This is a genomic window from Streptomyces sp. NPDC020299 (assembly GCF_044387825.1).
Classification (GTDB): Bacteria; Actinomycetota; Actinomycetes; order Streptomycetales; family Streptomycetaceae; genus Streptomyces.
The window spans coordinates 561,128-582,751 of sequence record NZ_JBIRWL010000003.1; the positions used below are offsets into that span (position 1 = coordinate 561,128).

Here is a 21,624-nt window from a genome sequence, read left to right on the forward strand (position 1 = left end):
TGACGCAGCACTGAGGCGCGACACCGAGGCACGACACAGAGGCACGGCAGGACCGGCACGGGCGGCGCCCGGCGGCGGGAAACGTCGCCGGGCGCCGTATCGCCGAGCCGGCCGCCGTAGACCTCAGGCCCGCCCCCGTGACTCCGCCGCGCGCCGCGCCAGCGAGTCGAAGACCACCGCGGCGAACAGCACCCCTCCGGTGATCATGAACTGGACGGAGGACTCGACCCCCAGCAGCGCCATGCCCGACGCGATCGACTGGATGATGAGCACCCCCAGCAGCGCGGACCAGGTCGAGCCACGCCCGCCGAACAGGCTGGTGCCGCCGATGGTGGCGGCGGCGATGGCGTTGACCAGCAGCATGCCCGAGCCCGGGACCTGGCTGGCCGAGGTGAGCCGTGAGGTGATGAACAGCCCGCCGACCCCGGCGAGGGCTCCCGACACCATGAACACCGAGATCCGCACGCGCGCCACATCGACGCCGGACCGCCGGGCCGCCTCCACACCGCCGCCCAGTGCGAGGATCTGCCGGCCGTAGGGCGTGCGGCGCAGGAAGAGGTCCGAGGCGATGATGACGCCGAGGAAGAGCAGCAGGGCCAGCGGCAGGCCCGCGAACCGGCCCAGTACGTAGACGGCGGCGAACGCGACCACCGCGAGGAGCGCCGTGCGCGCCCAGATCTCCCCGAGCGGCCGGTGCGGCATCCCGGCGGCGCTGCGGCGGCTGCGGTCGCGGCAGGCGGCGAGGAGGTACGCGGCGGTGCCGAGTGCCGCCAGGCCGTAGGTGACGACGGCGGCGTCGAAGTAGCGGCTGGTCAGCTGGGCGACCAGCCCGTCCTCGCTGATGTTGATGCTGACGTCCGGCCCCAGCAGGTAGAGCATCAGGCCGTTCCAGGCCAGCAGGCCCGCGAGGGTGACGACGAACGCGGGTACGCCGATCCTGGCGAAGGAGAACCCCTGGACGGCCCCGGCGGCCGCACCGCTGCACACCGCGATGATCACGGCGATCCATTCCGGCATGCCGAGGTTCACGTTCAGCGTCGCGAACACGGCGCCGGCCAGGCCGGCGAGCGAGCCCACCGACAGGTCGATCTCGCCGATCAGCAGCACGAAGACGACGCCGATGGCGATCATGCCGGTCCCCACCATGTCCACGCTGAGGACGGACAGGTTGCGCGGGGAGAGGAAGTTGTCGTTGAGGCCCTGGAAGACCGCCCAGATCACGGCGAGGGCGAGCAGGACCGGGGCGGGGCCGAGGTCCCGTTCGCGCAGTCTGCGGCGCACCTCGCCGGCGTATGTCCCGAGGTACGTCCCGAGGCGCCCGGTGGACCAGCGGCGCCCGGCGCGGCGCTGCCCGGTGTCCGGCGTGGCGTCGGTGGCGTCGCCCGCGCGGGCCCCCCTGCCCCTCACGGCCATGTCTCCTCCGGGAGGGTCCGGCGGTGGGCGACGGCATTGTCCGCCGCGCCGGTGATGGAGGAGATGATCTGCTCCTGGGAGGTCGTGTTCACGTCGAAGACACCGTTGTTGCGGCCGAGGCGCAGTACGGCGATCCGGTCGGCGACGGCCTTGATGTCCCCCATGTTGTGGCTGATGAGGAGTACCCCGAGGCCCCGGTCGCGCAGCGCCTCGATGAGGTCGAGGAGCTGGTTGGTCTGCTCGATGCCCAGGGAGGCGGTGGGCTCGTCGAGCAGGAGCAGCCGGGGCGTGCCGAGGAGCGAGCGGGTGATCGCGACGGCCTGCCGCTGGCCGCCGGACAGCGAGGCGAGCGGCGCACGCACGTCGGGGATGCGGATGGACAGGGTGTGCACGAGCTCGCGGGTGCGGCGCTCCATCTCGACCTCGTCGAGGATGCCGTGCCGGTGGATCTCCCGGCCGAGGAAGAGGTTGCCGACGACATCGAGGTTGTCGCACATCGCGAGGTCCTGGTAGACGGTCGCGATTCCCCGTACCTGGGCGTCCTGGGGACGCTTGATCTGGATCGCGCTGCCCTGCCACTCGATGATCCCCTTGTCGGCGGGACCGACCCCTGAGATCACCTTGACCAGGGTGGACTTGCCGGCGGCGTTGTCGCCCACCAGGGCGACCACCTCTCCGGCCCTGATCTCCAGTTCGACGTCGACCAGCGCCTGGACGGCGGCGAACCGCTTGGAGACGCCGCGCATCGCCAGCAGGGGCTGAACCGGCACGGAGCCACCTCCTTCCGCCTTGGGGCTTCCGCCTTCCAGCCTTCGCCGTCGGGCTTCCGCCTTCGGGGTTTCGCCTTCGGAGAGCGCCCGTCAGGTGAGTCCGGCCTTGGCGCAGGCGGACCGGAGCGCCGGGGTGCATATCTGGCCGATGGTGTACGTACCGTCCTTCACCAGGGTCGTCCTGATGTTGCCGACGGTCACCGGGACCGACGGGAGCAGGACCGCGGGGATGTCCTTGAGGGTGCCGTTGTCGACGGTGCCGGTGGCGATGGACCCGATCTTCTTGCCGTGCCCCAGGGCGATGGCCATCTCGGCGGCGGCGTCTGCCGACTCCTTGTAGGGCTTGTAGACGGTCATGGACTGGTCGCCCCTGACGATGCGCCGCACGCCCGCGAGGTCGGCGTCCTGGCCGGTGATCGGGGGCAGTGGGTTGACCTCGCGGGTGTTGAGGGCGGAGATCACGGCGCCGGCGAGGGTGTCGTTGGCGGCCAGCACGCCGTCGATGTTGCCCCCGCCCAGGGAGGCGATGGCGCCGGTCATGTTGTCGAAGGCGTTGTCCGCCCGCCAGCCGACGGTGTCGTACGACCTGCCGATCTTCACCTTGCCCTTGAGGACGGAGAGCGCTCCCCGTTCGAACCAGCCGGCGTTGGGGTCGGTGGTGGCGCCGTTCATCATGACGATCTGGCCGCCGCGCGCCTTCGTGCCCATGGCCTTCAGCAGCGCCTGTCCCTGCTGCCTGCCGACCTCCGCGCCGTCGAAGGTGACGTAACCGGAGACCGGGCCCTGCGCGAGCCGGTCGTAGGCGACGACCGGGATACCGGCCCGGTGCGCGGCCTCGACCGCCGGGCGCAGCAGCTTGGGGTCGATGGCGGCGACGATGAGCACGTCCACCCGCCTGGTGATCATGGCCTGCAGCTGCTCCTGCTGGACCACGGGGTCGGGCGTGGCCTCGAGGACGGGGGCCGGGCAGTGCGGGCACAGTTCCTTCAGTCTCTTCTCGATCAGCGGCCCGTCGAACGTCCCGAACCGGGAGGCTCCCCCGCCCGGCATCAGGACCCCGACCGTCAGCTTGCCGCCCCCGCCCTCACCACTGCAGGCCCCGGCCAGCACCAGACCGGCGGCCACCACGATCGCCATGGACGCACGCACGAGGGCCCTACGTCTCACGGCCGGAAGACTGGCACCGAGACCCATCTTCGATTCCCTAGAGATTACGGCCTATCTGTCCCGTAATGCCCCGAAAAACCCACTTCAAGCCAAGCGCGGCGCAGCGCTCAGGGCCAGGTGCGTGCGATGCGGTCCAGCCGCACGGACAGGCTGGATCTCCACGGCACGGGCGGTGAACGGTCCAGCCGCAGGCTAAGGCCGAGACGCCTCCGGAGCCTTGGTTTGTCCACGGTGTGCAGGTCGGTGCAGTTCACGTACGACTCGTCGTACGTGGTCACCCCGCAGTCGGGGCCGACCGGGACATGGGTCGAGGCGGGCCCGGATGTCCCGGTGATCACGGCAACACTGTGAGAACGACCGCCGGATGCGGGCCGGGAGTGCGGGCCCAGGTGCGAGGTTTGCCAGATGTCTCGTCGTCCAGTGCATGGAGGAGTGGGGGCACCCGCCGGAGTCGGACGCGTCGTGCACGGTCGCCCTCGTGGCCGGCGAGCTCGCCGCGGACGCCGTACGGCACGGCCATGTCCCGGGGCGGGAGTTCCACCTCCACCTCCGCCTCGCCCTCGACGAGGCGTCGGGCTCGGTCCGTATCGAGGTCGCCGACGCGGCAACCGGCAATCCTGGTGTCCACGCAAGCCCGTACGCGTTGAACGCGCACCGGCGTCAGCCCGTACCCCTTACATGAAATCCGTCACCACGCCCACCGCCCGCCTGGCCCGCGGTGCCGCCCTGGCCCTCCTCCCGCTGACCGTCGCCTGCGGCGGCGGCGCCGGTGACGACGAGGCGTCCGCCCACGAGAAGAAGTCGAAGAGCCCGGCGATCTCCGCCCAGCAGGCGCAGGTCGTGGCGCCCGCCAAGGTGGAGGTCATCGCCGGTCTGACCGACTGCAAGGTCAAGATCCGGGTCGACGCGGACGAACTGCGCGAAGGCATCTGCCACACCAAGGCCGGCGACTACCTCATCACCACGTTCCCCGAGGAGAAGTACCAGCAGACCTGGCTCGACTCGATCAGCCCGTACCAGGGCACGTACCTGGTCGGAACGCGCTGGGTGGTCAGCGCCCAGCCGAAGATGCTCAACCGGTTCCGCACCAGGCTCGGCGGCGAGGTCGTCCACGTGACGGGCACGGGCCCGACCGCCGCTCCGAGCGCGTCCTGAGTTCCCCCCGGGAACCACCCTCGGTCCGCAACTCGATCCACAGCCTGGTGCGACACGCTCAGACCGGTTCGGGCTGCGGCTCCGCCTTCGGCTGCGGCGCCGACGCGGCCTCCTGCGGCTCCCACAGCCGGGTGGTCCGCACATACCCCTGGATCACCGAGGCCATCGCCAGCACGAGAAGCGGCCCGAACAGCCACGGATACCTGGCCATCTCCACCGCCAGATAGCGGTACGACACCAGGAGCGCGACGAAGACCGTGGCCCCGTGAGCGACCAACTGGACACCCGACCGTTCCCAGCCGCGTGCCTGGCTGCGCAGAGCCGCCTCGATCGTCAGCGTGAACACCACACCGGCGACGAGATCCGCGCCGTAGTGGTAGCCGAAGCCCAGCGTCGCACCGAGCGTGGCGACCAGCCAGAACGCGCCCGCGAAGCGCAGCACGCGCGGACCCCTGCGGGAGTGGATGAAGATCGCGGTGGCCCACGCCGTGTGCAGACTGGGCATGCAGTTGCGCGGGGTGGTCGCGTTGAACGACATCGAGTGCGGCGCGCTGAACGGCGGCGGCGTGTTCGGCCACAGCTCGGCCATCGCGAAGTGCCCGCCGTCGGCGCCGTAGGCGAAGACCGGCCCGACCACCGGGAAAAGCATGTAGATGCCCGGCCCGAGAAGGCCGATCATCAAGAAGGTGCGCACCAGATGATGGCGCGGGAACCGGCGCTCGACCGCCACGTTCCGCAGCTGGTACAGCGTGACGACGACCGCCATCACCGCGAGCTGGATGTAGACGTAGTCGAGAACATGGGCGCCGACCGGACCGCTGGCCCTGACGATCCGGCCCACCACCCACGACGGGTTGCCCAGCGCGTGATCGGCCGTCGCCACGTACTGGTCGAGCACCGTCGGGCGGGTCTTCGACGTGATGAGCAGCCAGGTGTCACCGGTCTTGCGGCCGGCCACCAGCAGCAGGGCCAGCCCGACGCCCTTCAGCAGCAGGACCCGTTCCGGGCCGGTGCGGCGCGTGACGGCGATCACCGCATAGCCCAGAATCACCCACAACGCGCCATTTCCGAAGGGGTGCCCGTGCCCCTCGGCCATCTTGAACCCGGCCGGCCACCGCACCACGAAGAAGACGACATCGATGCCGACCGCGACGCCTAGCGCGATGAACCGCTCCCGCCAGGTGAGCACCACCATCATCAACGCCAGGCTGGCGTAGAGCAGCGGCCCCGACTTGGGTGGGAGTATCACCTCTTCCACCTGATTGGTGAGCGGCCCCGGCAGCCCGTAGTGACGTGCGGCGATCTCCAGCGCAACGAGGAATCCGAGGGTCACCACACCCGCCGTGACCCACAGCATCATCCGCGGCGGAGGCCACCCGGCGAACGCGTTTCTGCCTTTTATTCGAGAAAGCACCCGAGATGTTATAGATGTCAATTGTTTGGCCGCTTTGTCAGATTTTGGAGGGCGATCAACATGAATTTGAAGATGCTATCGGATGGCTGTGAGCGGGCTACGCGCTTCACGGCTGGCGCGGGGATCCCCGGAAGACCTGGCCGGTGTGCCACGAGCGGTGGGCCTCCGCGACGGGCGCGACACCGGGTTGCGGCCCGATGAGCGGACGGCCCGCGAGCGCTGTGACATGGTCGCGGGCGGCGGGGCTACGGCCGACGAAGCGCTGCGAGACCAGGACGCGGTGGCCGTCGCCTATGCCGAGGACGCCTTGGTCGAACAGCTTGTGATGCAGGGAGCACAGGCACACCCCGTTGTCGACGTCGTCCGGCCCGTCGAACGCCCACCAGCGCACATGGGCGGCCTCCAGCCCGACGGGACGCGAGCCGATCGCGCCGTCGTAGCCGCAGAAGGCGCACTGGTACTCATAGGCGGTCAGCACCATCTCCCGCATCCGCCGGTCCCGCTGCCGCCTCCCGGGCGCCGCCAGAGCGGCGGTCTCCGCCAACTCCAGCTCCAGGCCCACCGCGTAGCACAGGTCCTGGTGCAGAGAAGGAGGAAGTGCAGGTCCAGCAGCACTCTCGCCATACGGCCCAGCAGCGCCGGTTCCCGCCGGAGCGCCATCCGCAGATCCGGGGCCAGCCGCCCGGTGGCGCCACTGGCCCGCAGCACCCGTATCCCGCTACCGGGGCTACCGGCGCCGTGATCGGTGCGTACCTCCCACACCCCGTCACTGACCAGATGGTGGAAAGGGTAGGCAGGCGTGCTCTCCCGAGCCGGCCCGTGCTCCACCAGCAGCCGCTTCAGATCGGCCTCCACGGCGCCGCTGGGCGACGACACCGTGCTGATCACCCGAGGCGACCAGGACATCTTCTCGCTGCTGGTGGTTCCGCCGGACACAGCACCCGAGGCCGCCCGCGCCGCGATGGCCCAGGCCGTCCGGGCCGACAACGTCACCCAGGCGAATCAGATACTCATCGACACCCGAAGCGCGCAGGTGCCGCCGGAGTGAGGTCAGCCGCGCCACTCCACCAGGAGCAGCGTCGCGTCATCCGTGGTGTGTCCGCCCCGCGCCCGCTTGAGCGTGTGGGACAGGGACCGCGCCACCGCCCGGATTCCGCGGCCGGTTCTCTCCAACTGGTTCACCCAGTCGATCATCAGGTCCTCCCCGAACTCGGCCTCCCCGGTCTTGTGCTCCTCGATCAGTCCGTCCGTGAAGCAGAGGAGGCGGTCCCCCGGCTCCAGCTTCATCTCGCTCGTCTGCGGCTGCGGACCCCCGAAGCCGACAGGGAGGGTCGTCGGACCGGTCAGCCGGAGTGTGACGCGGTGATCACGGACGAGCATCGGTGACGGGTGCCCGGCGTTGACCCACTGAAGATGCCCCGTCGTGGTGTCCAGCTGCAGCATCTGCGCCGTGACGAAGTGCTCGGGGCCGAACTGGTCCGCCACTGCGCGGTCCATGAAGGCGTAGATCTCCGGCAGTCCGGTGCCGGCGCGGCGGGCGTGGCGGTAGGCGCCGATGGCCACGGTCGCCATCGTGGCCGCGTCCAGGCCGTGTCCCATCGCGTCGATCATGGCCACGTGGAGGCCGTCTCCGTTGAGGGCGTAGTCGAAGCTGTCACCCGCCACGTCATAGGCGGGTTCCAGGATCCCGGCCACGGCGACCCGAGGCATGATCATCGCCAGCGGTGGCAGCAGGGCCCACTGGATCTCGGCGGCGACGCTCATCGGTTCGCTGCGTCGGACACCGAAGAAGAGGTCGGAGTAGCCGTGCTTGGTCACCAGGAGGTCGGCCACCAGGCCGGCGAGCCTGCGCAGCATGCGGCGGTCGTGTTCATCGACGCTGTCCAACGTCACTGCCATGACTCCGACCTGATCGCCGCCGTCCAGCAGCGGCAGCAGGATTCGCACGCCGTCGTCCTCGGGCAGCTCGACGGGGTGAGCGTCGAGAAAGCAGCGGCCCGCCTCGGAGTCGTCGATCACCTGCGGTTCCCCGTCCGTGAGGCCGTCGCCGGGCAGGGGGACGAGCATCAGTTGGCCGTAGTCCTGCAGCAGCACCTGCGGCCGGCGACCCCCGAGCCGCTCCACCACGTCAGCGACCAATGGCCCGATGAGATGGGGCGGCAGTTCATGCGCGCGATCGAGGACCTCTCCCAGCAGAGCTTCCCCGAAGCTCTCGGAGCGGTCCGCGCGCTGTCCGGCCGTCATCCCCTCACCCGCCATGATCCGAGTCGATCGGAGCGGCGGGCTGGGACGGTGCAGGGTCTGCCAGTGTCATCGCCCCATCGACGGGTCGTAGATGCCCCGGGACTGGCCCCGTCACCCGGGTCCGTCCGGATCGGGCCTCTCACCTGAGTCCGGACCCTCCTTCCGACTCCCACGTGTCTTGTCCGTCGAGGCCGCTCTCGACGAGTGCCAGCAGGCGCGGAGCCGACAGTGGGTTCCCGGGGTCGGCGGCAGCGGTCAGCAGCCGGGTGGCGGCTCCGGCCGGCTCGTCCGGGGGGATCACCAGCAGTTCCCAGCGTCCCACGGTGCCGCAGTCCACGGTGATGGCATGCACCTCGGCGGCAAGATCGGTCAGGACCACCTCGATCACATGGCCGGGCACCATCACCTCCTGCGGGGCATCGGGCCAGGTGGCGGTCCCCACGGTGACGCGGGTGACGGTGCCGACGCTCGGATCCAAGGAGCCGACCAGCGCGGGCAGCTCCAGTTCCAGTGCGTGGCAGCGCGGCCACCACGCGCCGTCCAGCGGCCCATGGCTGATGCCCGCCGCAAGGCGCAGCCGGGGCAAGGGCATCCGGTAGGAGCGGCCTTCATCTGGTGCCGTACCTTCGGCGGGCTCTGTGATGGCGTTCATCGTGCGATCCCGTTCCGGGCGGCTTCCGGCCGCCCGTGTCTGCCACTCGCCGGGAACGGCGCCGCCGTGGTCGTGCGCCCGAAAGCTCTCGGTATGTGTCAGGTTACTCCCGGCCGTGGCGGGCGGCCTGGTGCGCAGCCATCGCGGAGAGGCAGCCGGCCGGCCGGTACGACCGCCGGCTCATCGCCCCTCTGCCAAATCATCGGCGTGCCAAGGCCAGCCCTTCGACGGACAGGGTCAGCACACAGGGGGCGACGGCGCCGGGCAGCCCGACGACCTCACCCATGTTCTGCCAACCCCAGGACGAGAAGGCGGCTTGTCCTGCCTGGTCGGCAGGATGCAGCAGGGTGACCCCGAGGCAGGAGTGCAGGTCTGTGAGCAGACGCTGCTGCAGGCGGCGGGCGATATCGCGGTGCTGAGCGTGCGGATGGGCCACCACCTGGGTGAGGACGACGAACCGTGCGCGGGAGGTGAGCCGATGGATGATCCCCGGGAGCGTTCCGTCGAACCCCCGCCGGCCGGAACCGTCAGGACCCACCGGAAAACCGAAGGCGCAACCGACCAGCACCGTCGTCTCTGCGACCAGCAGGGCGAAGCCGGGGCGGTGGGCAGTGACCGCCAGGCGGTGCAGGAAGTCTCCACGGTCGTGGTACGCCTCGCCGGGGGTGCCCGCGACGGACTCCGCAGCCAGGTCCGCGATGTCCTCGCGCATGTCTTCGGCCTGCCAGCGGGTCAGCCGGCGCAGCCGGATCCCGTCCTTGAGGACCGGCTGATCCGGCCGACGAGCGGGGTCCCCGGGCGCCCGCGGCGCGGTACTCAGAAGGTCGCCGGATGCGGTGGGCGGCACGGGACTCACCTGGCCGGTAAGGAGCAGCGAAGTGGATCCGGTGACATCGAGGAGCCGGGTGATCTGCGCGCACGGGTGCTGCAGCCTCAGGCAGGCGTGGACCCGGCCGGCGCGCCGTGATGCCGACCGGAGGACGTCCAGGCCCCCCGCGTCGCAGGAGCCGACCGTGGTCAGGTCGATGTCGATCACGGTGACACCGTCCAGCAGACACTGCTCCAACGCGGCCCGCAGGAGCGGCGTCGTGGCCGGCCCGATGTCACCGGCAAGCGTGACGAACGTCCGCTCCCCTCGGTTCCGCCTATGAATGTCCAGCCGGGAAAGGGTCATCACGCCTCCCCTTGGTGGGGGCGCGGACCCGCGCGGGTGCTCAGGGCGGCCCCAGCCATGATGAGCTCGCGCGGAGTTGCTTCGACCGCGGCGGACATGATGCCGACCCGTCTCCGCGCCGACGATTGGGGCGGCCCGGACTCGTCTCTCGCCGAGGACGACCCCAACGTGGCGGCCGGAGTGCGTGATGCCCTCGGTACTTCAACCGTACGTCGGCCGCAACCGGAAGCGGCTGCGCCGAGGGCGCGCCAGGACACTCCCGCTGACCGCCGCGAGCGGTGAGGCCGGCGATGAGCAGGGCGGGCCCTGTGCGGATGTCGGTGGGCCTGCGCCGGCCAGCCGCTGCGGGCCGGTGAAGCGGCAGTCGGTGGGGGAGAACTCGTGGAACTCGGCACCCAGGCGAGTCAGGTGGGGGCAAGAGGTTGCTCCCAAAGCAGAGGCATACACCAGATCAGGTCCGGTACTGATCTCTCAGTACCGGGCCTGAACTGGTGTTACGGCTGTCGGGGTGGCGGGATTCCGGCAGGGACGGGGGCTCAGGGGCCGTTCGGGGCGGCGGCGACTGCGAAGCCGATCACGAATCCGCATGAGGCGGAGATCAGCATGATCAGAAGCGGCCCCGTGTAGCGGGCCAGTCGGCTCACTGCGCGGCACGGACACCTCACCTCATCCCTAGCGATCGACCGGCGGGCCGGTGTTGCCGCACCACACCCGCCAGAAGAGGACTCACCCCTTGCGTCAATCCGCGATACCTCCTGCCTCCGCGCCGACTCCGCACTCGGAGGCCGCGTTCCCGCGCCTGTACGTCCCGGAGGAGGTCGCCGCCGTCCTCGGCTGCTCTGCCTGGTGGGTCAAGGACCGCGCTCGTCGACGGCTCATCCCGTTCACTCGCGTCGGCCGCGCCTACCGCTTCACCGGCGAGCACCTCGCGGAGATCATCCGCATGCACGAGGCCCGCCCTACCTCCCCGCGGCAGCATCCAGCGCCTGCCCCCGTTCCCAAGGCGCCAACCCCCAAGCCCTCCTCGCCGTCTGCCGTGCCCACGGCCCGCTTGCGCGCCCGGCCACCACGCCGAGCACGCCAGAGCCAGTTCGGTACCGCCGCTTAGGGCGACGACAAGGAAGGGGAGGAACACGTGGGTTTCGCGGAGAAGCGCGGAAACTACTGGCGCGGCCGATACAAGACCGCGCCCGGCAAGCACCTCACGGTCGTCGACGAGAACGGCAAGGCGATCCGATTCGCCACCAAGGGCGAGGCCCAGCGCGCCGCGAGCGAAGCCGAGAACAAGTACAGGCGTGGCGACTGGCGCGACCCAGCGCTCGGCCAGGAGACCTTCGGCGAGTACGCCAACCGCTGGTACGAGGGCCAGGATCTGGCCGCGACGGCATGTGCCTGACCGGGTGGCCGGTCACTGAGCGCATCGCCCGTCAGGTGGCCGGCCGCCTCGCCGACGAGATCCTTCCGGAGGTGGACCGCAAGCAGCAGGCCATCGAGCAGGAGCGCGCACAGTCCTCCTGGTACTCCTACAGCCGCCGGGACGACCGCAAGCTGGACGCGGACGCGGCCGTCCTGCGGACAGTGCGGGCATGGTGCGGCGAGGACAAAGCTGACCGCTACGACGAGCTGGTCGCCCTGCGCGCCGAGGTCATCAGGCTGGGCGAGCTGGTGGAGAAGGCAGTCAAGGCCCTACGTGATCGTGGCCACGGCGTCATCGCCTCCACCATTCAGCGCGACCTTGGCGTCCATATCGCCAGCCTTGATCCTGACGTGCGCCGATGAAGGAGCGCCGCGGCTCTGGCTCCGGTTTGGGCGGTGCGGGCTGGGGCGGTGGCTTCTCCTTCTCCGGCCTGTGTGGGTGCCAGCCGTCGAGAAACGGCCGGAGCTGGTCGCCCGTCGGCTCCGCGTGGAAGTTGAGAGAAGCCAGGCCCTTGCCGTTCCTGGTGGGGTCGAGTCGTTCCGCCTCCGCCTTCCCCCAGGCCGACCACTCTTGTAGCCTCTCGGCTTCGAGAGCGCTGCCCGACGCGGCGGCGGCTTCATCCAGAGCGGTGCAGAAGGTCCGGATCTCCCCTGCGGCCCGCCATTGCTCCAGGGCCGTGCCGAAGTGATCCGCTCGGACCGCGTGAACTGCCTTGATCGAAGCCGTGCTGACGGCGGTCTCCCACTCGTGCCGCGTCCGCTCCTCCTGCTCCGCTTCCAGACGCCGGCGCTCGGCTGCCTGCCGCTCACGTTCCTCTCGTAGGCGCCGCTGCTCAGCTTCGTGCTTCAGCCGGGCCTGCTCCTGTTCTTCCGCGCGCGTCTTCAACGCCCGGAAGACTGAGCCGATCTGCTCCTCCAACGGCTTCTTGGCGGTGTCGACCCACTCTTTCTTCCAGCCGTAGTTGTGGCCGTAGCCGTAGCCCGAGTGCTGCTGGCCGATCAGCAGTTCCAGCTCGCCGGACGGCTCGAGCCTGTGTGCCGGGGTGACCCGCTGCCAGTCGTACGTACGGCGGCCCGCCTGCTTGGGCACGTACCGGACCGGCTTCTGCCGCTCCCGAAAAGTGACCTCATAGGTCCTGCCGTGGACGGTGAGCAGCGGCCTCGGCTGCCTGCGTTTCTTGGACACCGCGATCTCGCCGTGGCGGGCGAGAGCCTGCTCGGCGAGGAGTCGGAGCAGCGCGAGCACCCGGGGCAGAACCTCCTCCGAGATCTCGAAGGCGCTGTGATCCGCGGTGACCGCCGTGAGTACATCCGCGACATCAGTGATCACACGACTGCGGGCCAGGCGGATCCGGTTCCACTCGGTGTCGTCCTCGCCCGTCACTCGGAGCAGGCCGAGGAAGAAATCGCCCTTCGCCCGACCGCTGTACTTCAGGTGATACCCCTCCGGCGCGCACTGCCGTGCCGCGTCGAAGGCTCTGCGGTAGCGAGCCCGTTCCTGGACGCTGGAGTTCGGGATCCGGAGGAATCGTCCGGCTTCCTGTACCTGTGTGATCAGTGCCGCGCCGACTTCCGCCGGTGAGGGCCGCAGGGGCTTCGCGGCACGCTGCGAGGGAGGCTTCGTCTTCAGTGGGGGAGTGGCGTCCTGCTGCGGGTGAAAGGCGGCCGGCGCCTCGGCTGCTGTTACCGCTGAACGAGGTCTGCGTGGAGCCTGCACGGGACGGTCCGGATGATGCCCGTGCTCCAGGTAGAAGCTTCCAGCGCCGGTGATCTCCGCCTGCCACTTCCCACTCTTCTTGGGCATAGTGATCAGACCCCGCTCTTTGCGCGCGCGAGCGGTGGGGGCGAGCTCGGGGCTTTCCGACGTGACGGGGTCGGTTCCGGATCCGATGCGGGCGAGGAGCGCTAACTGGCGGTCGTTCAACGGAGACCATCGGTGCATGGTGATCGTCGTATCGCCTGCCGTCTCCTCGGCACAAGCCATGGGGATGGCTTGGACGGAGCGCGCAAGGCGCACATCCATCTCGACCGCGGAACGCCACTTGCTGGGAGCCGCCGGGGAGCCGCTTCCTGAGGCCGGCTCCCAAATGGCTCCCAAAACGGGGCTGCACAGCAAATCAGGCCCGGTGCTGATCTCTCAGCACCGGGCCTGATTTGCTGTTTTGGCTGTCGGGGTGGCGGGATTTGAACCCACGGCCTCTTCGTCCCGAACGAAGCGCGCTGCCAAGCTGCGCTACACCCCGGTGTCGCTGCTTGTCGCGGCGACGTCGTTTACTTTAGCCCACTGGTGGCCGGAGACGAAATCCGGTTTAGCGGGGGCGGCGGACGGGGTTCGGGCGGGTGTGGTCGAGGGTGACCAGGAGGACTGCGAGGGCGTAGGAGGAGAGGCCGAGGAGGAGGGCGTTGGCGAGGGCGTGCTTGTAGCCGTGCTGGTCGGCGTCGAGGAAGGGGTAGAGGTAGCGGGCCGGGGCGCCGGGGGAGAGCAGTTCGGCTCGGGTGAGGGAGAAGGCCAGGTAGGCCAGGGGGTAGAGCATCCAGGTGGTGGCCTGGCGCAGGTGCAGGCCGCCGGGGGTGGTGAGCAGGAGCCAGTCCAGGAGGGCTCCGAGGGGGACGGCCGTGTGGAGGAGTTGGAGGGCGGTCCACTGGCCGTGCCAGCGGGCCGGGAGTGTGGTCGCGTCCGTCATCGAGAACGGGGGCGTCGTGTGGGGGAGGAGCAGGTGGTAGACCGCCGCCGCGATCAGGGCGTACAGCAGCACCGCGCCGGTCAGGGCCGGTGGCAGGGGGCGGCGGGCCGTTGCCGCGCGGTGGGCCGAGGCGGCGAAGGTCAGGGCCAGCAGGACGTTGCTCTGGATGCTGAAGTAGCTCAGGGTCCGGGCCGGGCTGCCCAGCAGCAGCTCCAGCGCGACGCCCGCCGTCGCCAGTACGGCGATCAGCAGGCGGAAGACCGCGGTCTGGGGGCGGTGCACGGGAGGCATCACCGCCGCGGCCGGGACCGGGGAGAGCGGCAGGGCGGGGGAGCCCGGTACCGGGGGGAGGTCGGGGATGTCCCTGGGTATCGCCATGCCCTCACGCTAAGCAGGGCGGGCGAAAGGGGCGATCCGGGTGGATCCGGGTGGGTTACCTCCCCCGTGTCTTCCCCTTGCCTCCTCCGGTTGCCGTCTCCTACTCCTTCGCCACCAGCGTCAGCAGCGACGCCTCCGGCGGGCACGCGAACCGTACCGGCGTGTAGCGGTTCGTGCCGCAGCCCGCCGAGACGTGGAGGTAGGCCGTACGGCCCTCCGCCGTGTGCGTGGACAGGCCCTTCACGCGGTCCGTGTCGATGTCGCAGTTGGTGACCAGGGCGCCGTAGAAGGGGACGCAGATCTGGCCGCCGTGGGTGTGGCCGGCCAGGAGGAGGGGGTAGCCGTCGGCCGTGTACGCGTCCAGTACGCGCAGGTACGGGGCGTGCACCACGCCCATCGAGAAGTCGGCCGAGGCGGAGGGGCCGCCGGCGACCCGGGCGTAGCGGTCGCGCTTGATGTGCGGGTCGTCCAGACCGGTGAGCTCCACCGTGACGCCCTCGATCTTGAGCTCGCCCCGGGTGTTGGTCAGATTCAGCCAGCCCGCCCCGTCGAAGCCGTCCCGGAGGTCCTCCCACGGGTTGTGGATGGCGCCCACGACCGGCGGGTTGCCGTTCAGGCCGTGCCGGCCGCTGGCCTTCTCCAGCAGGTAGCGGGCGGGGTTGCGGGGCTTGGGGCCGTAGTAGTCGTTGGAGCCGAAGACGTACGCGCCCGGGAACTCCATCAGCGGGCCGAGCGCGTCCAGCACCTCCGGCACGCCCTCCGGGTCGGAGAGGTTGTCGCCCGTGTTGATCACGAAGTCGGGGCGCAGGCCCGCCAGCGAGCGCAGCCAGCGCTGCTTCTTGCGCTGGTCGCGGACCATGTGGATGTCGGAGACCTGGAGCACGCGCAGCGGGCGCATGCCCGGGGGCAGGACGGGCACGGTCACCCTGCGGAGGCGGAAGGAACGGGCTTCGAAGCCCGCCGCATACACCAGACCGGCGGCGCCGGCCGCCACGACTCCCAGGGGTACTCCGTATCGCGCGCGCATACCTCCATCGTCTCAGACCCTGACGGGGCGTTGAGACCAGCCGCTCCGTCAGCGTCAGGGCGGGGTCCCGGCGGGGTCCCGGCGGAGTCCCGTAAATCAGCGGGCGTTCGCGTCACCGCACCTGCGACAATCGAGCCATGACCACCACGCTCAAGTCGAAGCTGCAGGACGACCTCAACGCCGCGATCAAGGAGCGCGACGAGCTCCGCTCCTCGACGCTCCGGCTGACGCTCACCGCGATCACCAAGGAGGAGGTCGCGGGCAAGGAGAAGCGCGAGCTCTCCGACGACGAGGTCCAGAAGGTGATCACCAAGGAGGCCAAGAAGCGCCGCGAGGCGGCCGAGGCCTTCGCGCAGGGTGGTCGTGCCGAGCAGGCCGAGCGGGAGAAGGCGGAGGGCGAGCTGCTCGCCGCGTACCTGCCCAAGCAGCTGTCCGACGAGGAGCTGGACGCGATCGTGGCGCAGGCCGTCGGGGAGGCCAGGGCCGCCGGTGCCGAGGGGCCGCGGGCCATGGGCGCCGTGATGAAGATCGTGAACCCGAAGGTGGCCGGCCTGGCCGAGGGCGGCCGGGTCGCCGCCGCGGTCAAGAAGCTGCTGGCGGGCTGACCGCCGCCCGGTACACCTGGGTACGGGTACGACGGCGGGGCCGCACCCTCGGTCGGAGGGTGCGGCCCCGCCGCGTCGTCCGGTGGGATCAGCGCGTCCCGCCGTTCCCGTGCCCGTTGCGGCCCCCGTTGCCCTGCCCCTGGATGAAGCCGTCCGGGAAGGAGAAGGTGGGCGTCGGGAAGCCGGTGTCGCCGCCGGTCGTACCGCCATCGGTACCGCCGCCGATGAGCCCGCCGATGAGGCCGCCGGTGTTGTCGCCGCCGTTCCCGTGGCCGCGCCCGTTGCCCTTGCCGTCGCCCTTGCCCTTGTTGTCGTCCGGGATGTCGACGAGGTTGAAGTCGGGGGCGTCCTTGCCGGCCAGCGCGCCGTCCATGGCGTCGCGCCAGATCGGGCCGGGGACCCGGCCGCCGTAGACGAGGTCGTTGTACTGGCCGCCGATGGTGATGTTGACCATCTTCACGTTCTGCTTGGCGCTGCCGACCCAGACCGCGCCGGACAGGTTGGGCGTGTAGCCGACGAACCAGGCGTTCTTCCGCTCGTCCGTCGTACCCGTCTTGCCCGCGCTCTCGCGGTCGCTCAGTCCGGCCTGCTGACCCGTACCGGAGTCGATCACGCCGCGCAGCAGGGTGTTGACCGTGTCGGCGGTCTTCTCGCTCATCGCGCGCGAGCACGTCGACTTCGGCACCTCGAGCGACTTCTGCTCGTCACCCACCTTCTGGGTGATCGACTCGATGGCGATCGGCGTGCAGTACATGCCCCGGTCGGCGAAGGTGGCGTATGCGCTGGCCATCGTCAGCGGGGAGAGGCCGATCGCGCCGAGGGCGATGGAGGGGTTCTCGGGGAGCTTGTCGCCGTTGCCCTGCACCACGTGCAGGCCGTCGGTCATCTTCATCACCGGGCACAGGCCGATGTCGGAGATGAGCTGCACGAAGTAGGTGTTGACGGACTTCGCCATCGCCTCCTTCATGCGGTACGGGCCCTTCTCGGACTCGCTCTCGTTCTCCACCGTGTACGAGCGGTCGTTGACCCACGGCTTGCTGCTACAGGTCTGCACGGGGCTCGGATAGTTCATCTTGTACGGCGCCGAGTACTGCTGCGTCGCGGGCTTGCCGCCCTCGATGGCGGCGGCGGCCACGAACGGCTTGAAGGTCGAACCGGTCGGGAAGCCGAAGTTCGAGCCGCCCATGTCGCGGTTGACGGAGTAGTTGTACTCGGTCTCGTCCTTGCCGTAGCCGTACGGCTTCGACTGGCCCATCGCCAGGATCTTGCCGGTGCCGGGCTCCACCAGGGTGGAGGCCGCGGCGACCCGGTCGGACTTGTAGACGTGCTCCTTGAGGGAGGCCTGCACCGACTCCTGGGCCTGCGGCTCGAGCGTCGTACGGATCGTCAGGCCGCCCTTGTTCCACAGCTTGGCGCGCGCCTCGCGGGTCTTGCCGAAGGTCGGGTCGGTGAGGAAGACGTTCTCGACGTACTTGCAGAAGAACGCCGCCCCCTTGGAGGCGGTGATGCAGCCGTTCTTCGGCCGGCTGACGTGCAGCCCGAGCGGGGCCTTCCTGGCCTTGTCGGCCTCCCCGTTCGAGATGTCGCCGACCTGAGCCATACGGGTGAGCACGGTGTTGCGCCGCTTGGTGGCCTCGGCCTCGTCGTTGACCGGGTCGTACCGGCTCGGGGACTGCACGATGCCGGCCAGCAGCGCCGATTCCTGGAGGTTCAGGTCCTTGGCGTGCTTGGAGAAGTAACGCTGCGCGGCCGCCTCGATGCCGTAGGCCTGCTCGCCGAAGAAGGTGATGTTCAGGTAGTTCTCGAGGATCTTCTTCTTGCCGAGCTTGTCCTCGAGCTGGATCGCGTACTTCAGCTCGCGGATCTTGCGGCCCAGCGTCTGCTGGGTGGCCTGCGCGACCTTCGTCGGGTCGTCGCCGGCCTCCTCGATGAAGTAGTTCTTCACCAGCTGCTGGGTGAGCGTGGAGGCGCCCTGGGCGACCCCGCCGCTCTGCGCGTTCTTGTTCAGGGCGCGCAGGACGCCCTTCAGGTCGATCGCGCCGTGCTGGTAGAAGCGGGAGTCCTCGATCGCGACGATCGCCTTCTGCATGTACGGCGAGATGTCCTTGAGGTCCACGACCGTACGGTCCCGTGAGTACACCGAGGCGATCTTGTGGCCCGCGCTGTCCAGGATCGCGGTGCGCTGACTGAGCTGCGGGCTCTTGAGGTTGGTGGGGATCTCGTCGAAGCCCTGCACCGTACCCTTGGCCGCGAGACCGAGCGCGCCGGCCGCGGGCAGCGCGATGCCGGCCATCACCGCTCCCGCGAGCACACTGACACCGAGGAACTTGGCGGCCTGCTGTGCGGCCGACAGACCACCGCCCGAGCGCTTCTTTGGCATGAGGGCAGCCTACGTTCTCATTCGCCGGACACGCGTGAAGGCATTGGCCTAAGCTGCTCTCAACTGTCACAGCAGTGAGGCCACGTATCAATACGTCCGGCGACCCCGAATCGTTCCGGATGTAGCCGACTTTTTTTGTGGGCGGCGTGTCCGAATCCGCCTCGTGTGTCACCTGGCGCCCGTTGTGACGCACCACAGCTGTACCGGTTTGCCGGGATGATCACGCATGTCGCCAGCTCACTCCCGCGGGTGATCTGCCGCTTACCCATAGTCCGTTCGGGCCATTCAAGATTGGGCCCGAAGGGGGTGTTGCGCTGTGCCCACCTTCCGTAACGTCCTCAACTGGCGGCGGTGAATATGCCGCAAGCCGCCGTGGGGGAGCCTCGATTCGGGAGAGGACGGCGCCGGTATGGGCTGGGTAACCGACTGGAGTGCGCAGGCTGCCTGCCGCACTACCGATCCGGATGAACTGTTCGTTCAGGGAGCAGCGCAGAACAGGGCCAAGGCGGTGTGCACCGGATGCCCGGTACGCACCGAATGCCTGGCCGACGCGCTGGACAACCGCGTCGAGTTCGGCGTGTGGGGAGGCATGACGGAGCGCGAGCGCCGCGCACTGCTGCGCAGGCGGCCCACCGTGACCTCCTGGCGCCGGCTCCTGGAGACCGCGCGCTCGGAGTACGAGCGGGGGACCGGAATCGTGCCCCTCGACAACGACGAGGTGTACGAGCACTACGCGGCCGTGAGCTGACCGCCGAGCCGAGCCGGCCGCAGGGCCTAGGAAAGTTCGGGCCGGCCGGCCGCGAGTCGGTCGCCGATGTTCCGCAGACCCGTGAGGTCGTGCACGTCGCCGGGCAGCGCGGCCACTTCCACCACCGCCACCTCGGGGTGGAGCGCGGTGAAGCGGTCACGTGTGCGCTGCTCGCGGGAGAGCAGTTGCATGCGCTCGGCGTGCAGCCTCAGCAGGCCCGCGGCGAGCCGGTCGACGGAGGGTTCCGCCGTGGACGCTTCCGTCGTGGAGGATTCCGTCGTGGGAGATTCGGGCGCGGTCGGCTCCGACGCGGAGGATTCTGAACTGCCGTATGTGTCGGGAGAGTTACGAAGTCCAGCTTTCCCGTCCCCCTGATCCACAATGCGGGGCTCTTCAAGATTTTCCGCGGCGGCGAGCGCACGCTCGGCCGACAACCGGTCGGCGCCGCTGCCGTGGACCCGGTTGAGCACCAGCCCGACCAGCGGCATGTCCTCCGCGGCCAGCCGCTCGACGAAGTACGCGGCCTCGCGCAGCGCGTCCCGCTCCGGGGCCGCGACCACCAGGAACGCCGTGCCGGGCGCCTGAAGCAGCTTGTACGTGGCATCCGCGCGCGTACGGAAGCCACCGAAGGTGGTGTCCATCGCGGCCACGAACGTCTGGACGTCCTTCAGCAGCTGACCGCCCAGCAGCTTGCCCAGCGTGCCGGTCATCATCGACATGCCCACGTTGAGGAAGGCCATCCCCGCGCGCCCGCCCAGCTTCGCGGGTGCCGTCAGCAGCCGGATCAGCCGGCCGTCCAGGAAGGAGCCGAGTCGTTTCGGCGCGTCCAGGAAGTCCAGCGCGGAGCGCGACGGCGGCGTGTCGACGACGATGAGGTCCCACTCGTCCTTCGCCCGCAGCTGCCCCAGCTTCTCCATCGCCATGTACTCCTGCGTGCCCGCGAAGCCCGCCGAGAGTGACTGGTAGAAGGGGTTGGACAGGATCGCGGCCGCCCGCTGGGGGTCGGCGTGCGCCTCGACGACCTCGTCGAAGGTGCGCTTCATGTCGAGCATCATGGCGTGCAGTTCACCGTCGTTCTCGGTGCCCTTCACCCGGCGCGGCACGTTGTCCAGCGAGTCGATGCCCATGGACTGGGCCAGCCTGCGCGCCGGGTCGATGGTGAGGACGACCACCTTGCGGCCCCGCTCGGCGGCCCTGAGCCCGAGCGCCGCCGCGGTCGTGGTCTTGCCCACCCCGCCCGAACCGCAGCACACCACGATCCGGGTCTTGGGGTCGTCGAGCAGCGGATCGACGTCGAGCACGCGCGCGGGGGAGAGCCGGTGGCGTGCGGTGTCCTGCGCCTGGGTCGGGTCCGGAGTCATGACATCCCCTGATTCCGCAGCTCGTGGGCGAGTTGGTACAGGCCCGCCAGGTCCATGCCCTCGGCGAGCAGCGGCAGCTCGTGCAGCGGCAGGCCCAGCTCGCCCAGGACCGCACGCTGCTCCTGCTCCAGCGCGTACCGCTCGGCGTACTCCTCCGCCTGCTCCAGCAGCGGATCCACCAGCCGCTCGGCGTTCCCGCCCCGGCGCGCCCCGCCCAGCCCGGCGGCGGACAGCGACCGGGCGACGGCGGTGTGCTCCACGGCCCGTACGAGTTCCAGGTCGTCCGCGTCCAGCACCGCGGGCCGGACCATGTTCACCACGACCCGGCCCACCGGCAGCCCGGCCGCGCGCAGTTCCGCGATCCCGTCCGCGGTCTCCTGCACGGGCATCTCCTCGAGGAGCGTCACCAGGTGAACGGCCGTCTCGGGCGACTTCAGCACGCGCATCACGGCCTGGGCCTGATTGTGTATCGGGCCGATCTTGGCGAGCCCGGCGACCTCGTCGTTGACGTTGAGGAAGCGGGTGATGCGTCCGGTCGGCGGCGCGTCCATGATCACGTAGTCGTACGCGAACCGTCCGCTTCTGTCCTTGCGCCGGACCGCCTCGCACGCCTTGCCGGTGAGCAGGACGTCCCGGACGCCCGGCGCGATGGTGGTGGCGAAGTCGATGGCGCCGAGTTTCTTCAGGGCCCTGCCCGCGCTGCCGAGCTTGTAGAACATCTGGAGGTAGTCCAGAAGGGCCAGTTCGGGGTCTATGGCGAGGGCGAACACCTCCCCGCCTCCGGGCCCGACCGCGATCTTCCGTTCCTGGTAGGGCAGCGCCTCCGTCTCGAAGAGCTGTGCGATGCCCTGCCGGCCCTCGACCTCGACGAGAAGCGTCCGCTTCCCATCGGTGGCGAGGGCCAGCGCGAGTGCGGCGGCGACCGTCGTCTTTCCGGTCCCGCCCTTGCCGCTGACGACCTGGAGCCTGCTCACGCCTTCGAGCCTAACCAGTCCGCCCGCGGGCTACGCGGGAGGCTGTGGATAACAGGGGCTAC

Annotated in this window: 19 protein-coding genes, 1 tRNA gene and 5 pseudogenes; 8 read left to right on the forward strand and 17 right to left on the reverse strand. The window is 69.8% G+C overall.

All coding sequences use genetic code 11. The annotated features are described in order from the left end of the window. Positions 1-123 precede the first annotated feature (123 nt). The 4 genes from ACH45E_RS10530 to ACH45E_RS10545 all read right to left on the reverse strand — a co-directional run bounded on the left by ACH45E_RS10530 (position 124) and on the right by ACH45E_RS10545 (position 3,688). Positions 124-1,413, reverse strand: a complete 1,290-nt coding sequence (locus tag ACH45E_RS10530; RefSeq protein WP_399040398.1) for a sugar ABC transporter permease — start codon at positions 1,411-1,413, stop codon at positions 124-126. Then, complete coding sequence (locus ACH45E_RS10535; RefSeq protein ID WP_361446218.1) at positions 1,404-2,183, reverse strand: ATP-binding cassette domain-containing protein; 780 nt, start codon at positions 2,181-2,183, stop codon at positions 1,404-1,406. Before ACH45E_RS10535 ends, ACH45E_RS10530 begins: the two co-directional genes overlap by 10 nt. A gap of 90 nt (positions 2,184-2,273) precedes the next feature. Beyond that, positions 2,274-3,377: a substrate-binding domain-containing protein gene (locus tag ACH45E_RS10540; protein ID WP_361446216.1), complete on the reverse strand. Its 1,104-nt coding sequence runs from the start codon at positions 3,375-3,377 to the stop codon at positions 2,274-2,276. 80 nt (positions 3,378-3,457) lie between these two features. Then, complete coding sequence (locus tag ACH45E_RS10545) at positions 3,458-3,688, reverse strand: hypothetical protein (protein WP_361446214.1); 231 nt, start codon at positions 3,686-3,688, stop codon at positions 3,458-3,460. 86 nt (positions 3,689-3,774) lie between these two features. Between ACH45E_RS10545 and ACH45E_RS10550 the strand changes: the two genes are divergently transcribed. Both ACH45E_RS10550 and ACH45E_RS10555 read left to right on the forward strand, forming a co-directional pair. Further along, on the forward strand, positions 3,775-4,032 hold the full coding sequence (locus tag ACH45E_RS10550; RefSeq protein WP_361446212.1) for a hypothetical protein: 258 nt from the start codon (positions 3,775-3,777) through the stop codon (positions 4,030-4,032). Beyond that, the gene (locus ACH45E_RS10555; protein ID WP_361446210.1) at positions 4,029-4,505 is read left to right on the forward strand and encodes a hypothetical protein; all 477 of its coding nucleotides are present in this window, start codon (positions 4,029-4,031) and stop codon (positions 4,503-4,505) included. Before ACH45E_RS10550 ends, ACH45E_RS10555 begins: the two co-directional genes overlap by 4 nt. Positions 4,506-4,563: 58 nt before the next feature. On the opposite strand, the gene ACH45E_RS10560 is transcribed toward ACH45E_RS10555, so the two are convergent. Continuing rightward, positions 4,564-5,862 (reverse strand): phosphatase PAP2 family protein, encoded by a 1,299-nt coding sequence (locus ACH45E_RS10560; protein ID WP_361446435.1) that lies wholly within the window; start codon positions 5,860-5,862, stop codon positions 4,564-4,566. Between the two features lie 163 nt (positions 5,863-6,025). Then, a pseudogene (locus ACH45E_RS10565) lies at positions 6,026-6,777 on the reverse strand (phosphorothioated DNA-binding restriction endonuclease); the annotation flags it as partial. 1 nt (position 6,778) lies between these two features. On the opposite strand from ACH45E_RS10565, the pseudogene ACH45E_RS10570 reads away from it, so the two are divergent. Then, positions 6,779-6,967: pseudogene (locus ACH45E_RS10570) on the forward strand (DUF5994 family protein); the annotation flags it as partial. A gap of 2 nt (positions 6,968-6,969) precedes the next feature. Here the strand turns inward: ACH45E_RS10570 and ACH45E_RS10575 are convergent. The 4 genes and pseudogenes from ACH45E_RS10575 to ACH45E_RS10590 all read right to left on the reverse strand — a co-directional run. Further along, positions 6,970-8,163: a GAF domain-containing SpoIIE family protein phosphatase gene (locus ACH45E_RS10575; protein WP_361446433.1), complete on the reverse strand. Its 1,194-nt coding sequence runs from the start codon at positions 8,161-8,163 to the stop codon at positions 6,970-6,972. Between the two features lie 139 nt (positions 8,164-8,302). Beyond that, complete coding sequence (locus tag ACH45E_RS10580; protein ID WP_361446208.1) at positions 8,303-8,815, reverse strand: DUF5994 family protein; 513 nt, start codon at positions 8,813-8,815, stop codon at positions 8,303-8,305. Between the two features lie 199 nt (positions 8,816-9,014). After that, positions 9,015-9,989 carry an STAS domain-containing protein gene (locus tag ACH45E_RS10585; protein ID WP_361446206.1) on the reverse strand — a complete coding sequence of 325 codons (975 nt, stop codon included), beginning with the start codon at positions 9,987-9,989 and terminating at the stop codon, positions 9,015-9,017. A gap of 268 nt (positions 9,990-10,257) precedes the next feature. Beyond that, positions 10,258-10,403: pseudogene (locus ACH45E_RS10590) on the reverse strand (UDP-N-acetylglucosamine 1-carboxyvinyltransferase); the annotation flags it as partial. Between the two features lie 319 nt (positions 10,404-10,722). Here ACH45E_RS10590 and ACH45E_RS10595 point away from each other — a divergent pair. The 3 genes and pseudogenes from ACH45E_RS10595 to ACH45E_RS10605 all read left to right on the forward strand — a co-directional run. Continuing rightward, positions 10,723-11,097, forward strand: a complete 375-nt coding sequence (locus ACH45E_RS10595) for a helix-turn-helix domain-containing protein (RefSeq protein ID WP_361446204.1) — start codon at positions 10,723-10,725, stop codon at positions 11,095-11,097. Between the two features lie 27 nt (positions 11,098-11,124). Continuing rightward, positions 11,125-11,373 (forward strand): annotated as a pseudogene (locus tag ACH45E_RS10600) (LacI family transcriptional regulator); the annotation flags it as partial. Next, positions 11,367-11,768 (forward strand): annotated as a pseudogene (locus ACH45E_RS10605) (PE-PGRS family protein); the annotation flags it as partial. The pseudogenes ACH45E_RS10600 and ACH45E_RS10605, both read left to right, overlap by 7 nt. Here the strand turns inward: ACH45E_RS10605 and ACH45E_RS10610 are convergent. The 4 genes from ACH45E_RS10610 to ACH45E_RS10625 all read right to left on the reverse strand — a co-directional run bounded on the left by ACH45E_RS10610 (position 11,698) and on the right by ACH45E_RS10625 (position 15,494). Beyond that, positions 11,698-13,389, reverse strand: coding sequence for a PE-PGRS family protein (locus ACH45E_RS10610; protein WP_361446202.1), 1,692 nt, complete (start codon positions 13,387-13,389; stop codon positions 11,698-11,700). The pseudogene ACH45E_RS10605 and the gene ACH45E_RS10610 overlap by 71 nt on opposite strands. A gap of 185 nt (positions 13,390-13,574) precedes the next feature. Next, a tRNA-Pro gene (locus ACH45E_RS10615) sits at positions 13,575-13,648 on the reverse strand. 66 nt (positions 13,649-13,714) lie between these two features. Continuing rightward, positions 13,715-14,467, reverse strand: a complete 753-nt coding sequence (locus ACH45E_RS10620) for a Pr6Pr family membrane protein (RefSeq protein ID WP_361446200.1) — start codon at positions 14,465-14,467, stop codon at positions 13,715-13,717. Positions 14,468-14,567: 100 nt separating this feature from the next. Continuing rightward, positions 14,568-15,494, reverse strand: coding sequence for a metallophosphoesterase (locus ACH45E_RS10625; RefSeq protein ID WP_361446198.1), 927 nt, complete (start codon positions 15,492-15,494; stop codon positions 14,568-14,570). Positions 15,495-15,631: 137 nt separating this feature from the next. On the opposite strand from ACH45E_RS10625, the gene ACH45E_RS10630 reads away from it, so the two are divergent. Beyond that, positions 15,632-16,099, forward strand: a complete 468-nt coding sequence (locus ACH45E_RS10630; RefSeq protein WP_361446196.1) for a GatB/YqeY domain-containing protein — start codon at positions 15,632-15,634, stop codon at positions 16,097-16,099. Between the two features lie 88 nt (positions 16,100-16,187). On the opposite strand, the gene ACH45E_RS10635 is transcribed toward ACH45E_RS10630, so the two are convergent. After that, on the reverse strand, positions 16,188-18,479 hold the full coding sequence (locus tag ACH45E_RS10635) for a transglycosylase domain-containing protein (protein WP_361446194.1): 2,292 nt from the start codon (positions 18,477-18,479) through the stop codon (positions 16,188-16,190). Positions 18,480-18,888: 409 nt separating this feature from the next. Here ACH45E_RS10635 and wblA point away from each other — a divergent pair, with 409 nt between their 5' ends. Then, positions 18,889-19,227 (forward strand): transcriptional regulator WblA, encoded by a 339-nt coding sequence (gene wblA / locus ACH45E_RS10640; RefSeq protein WP_361446192.1) that lies wholly within the window; start codon positions 18,889-18,891, stop codon positions 19,225-19,227. 26 nt (positions 19,228-19,253) lie between these two features. Here wblA and ACH45E_RS10645 read toward each other — a convergent pair whose 3' ends face one another. Further along, the gene (locus ACH45E_RS10645) at positions 19,254-20,588 is read right to left on the reverse strand and encodes an ArsA family ATPase (RefSeq protein WP_361446190.1); all 1,335 of its coding nucleotides are present in this window, start codon (positions 20,586-20,588) and stop codon (positions 19,254-19,256) included. Continuing rightward, on the reverse strand, positions 20,585-21,562 hold the full coding sequence (locus tag ACH45E_RS10650) for an ArsA-related P-loop ATPase (RefSeq protein ID WP_361446188.1): 978 nt from the start codon (positions 21,560-21,562) through the stop codon (positions 20,585-20,587). Before ACH45E_RS10650 ends, ACH45E_RS10645 begins: the two co-directional genes overlap by 4 nt. Positions 21,563-21,624: the final 62 nt, after the last annotated feature.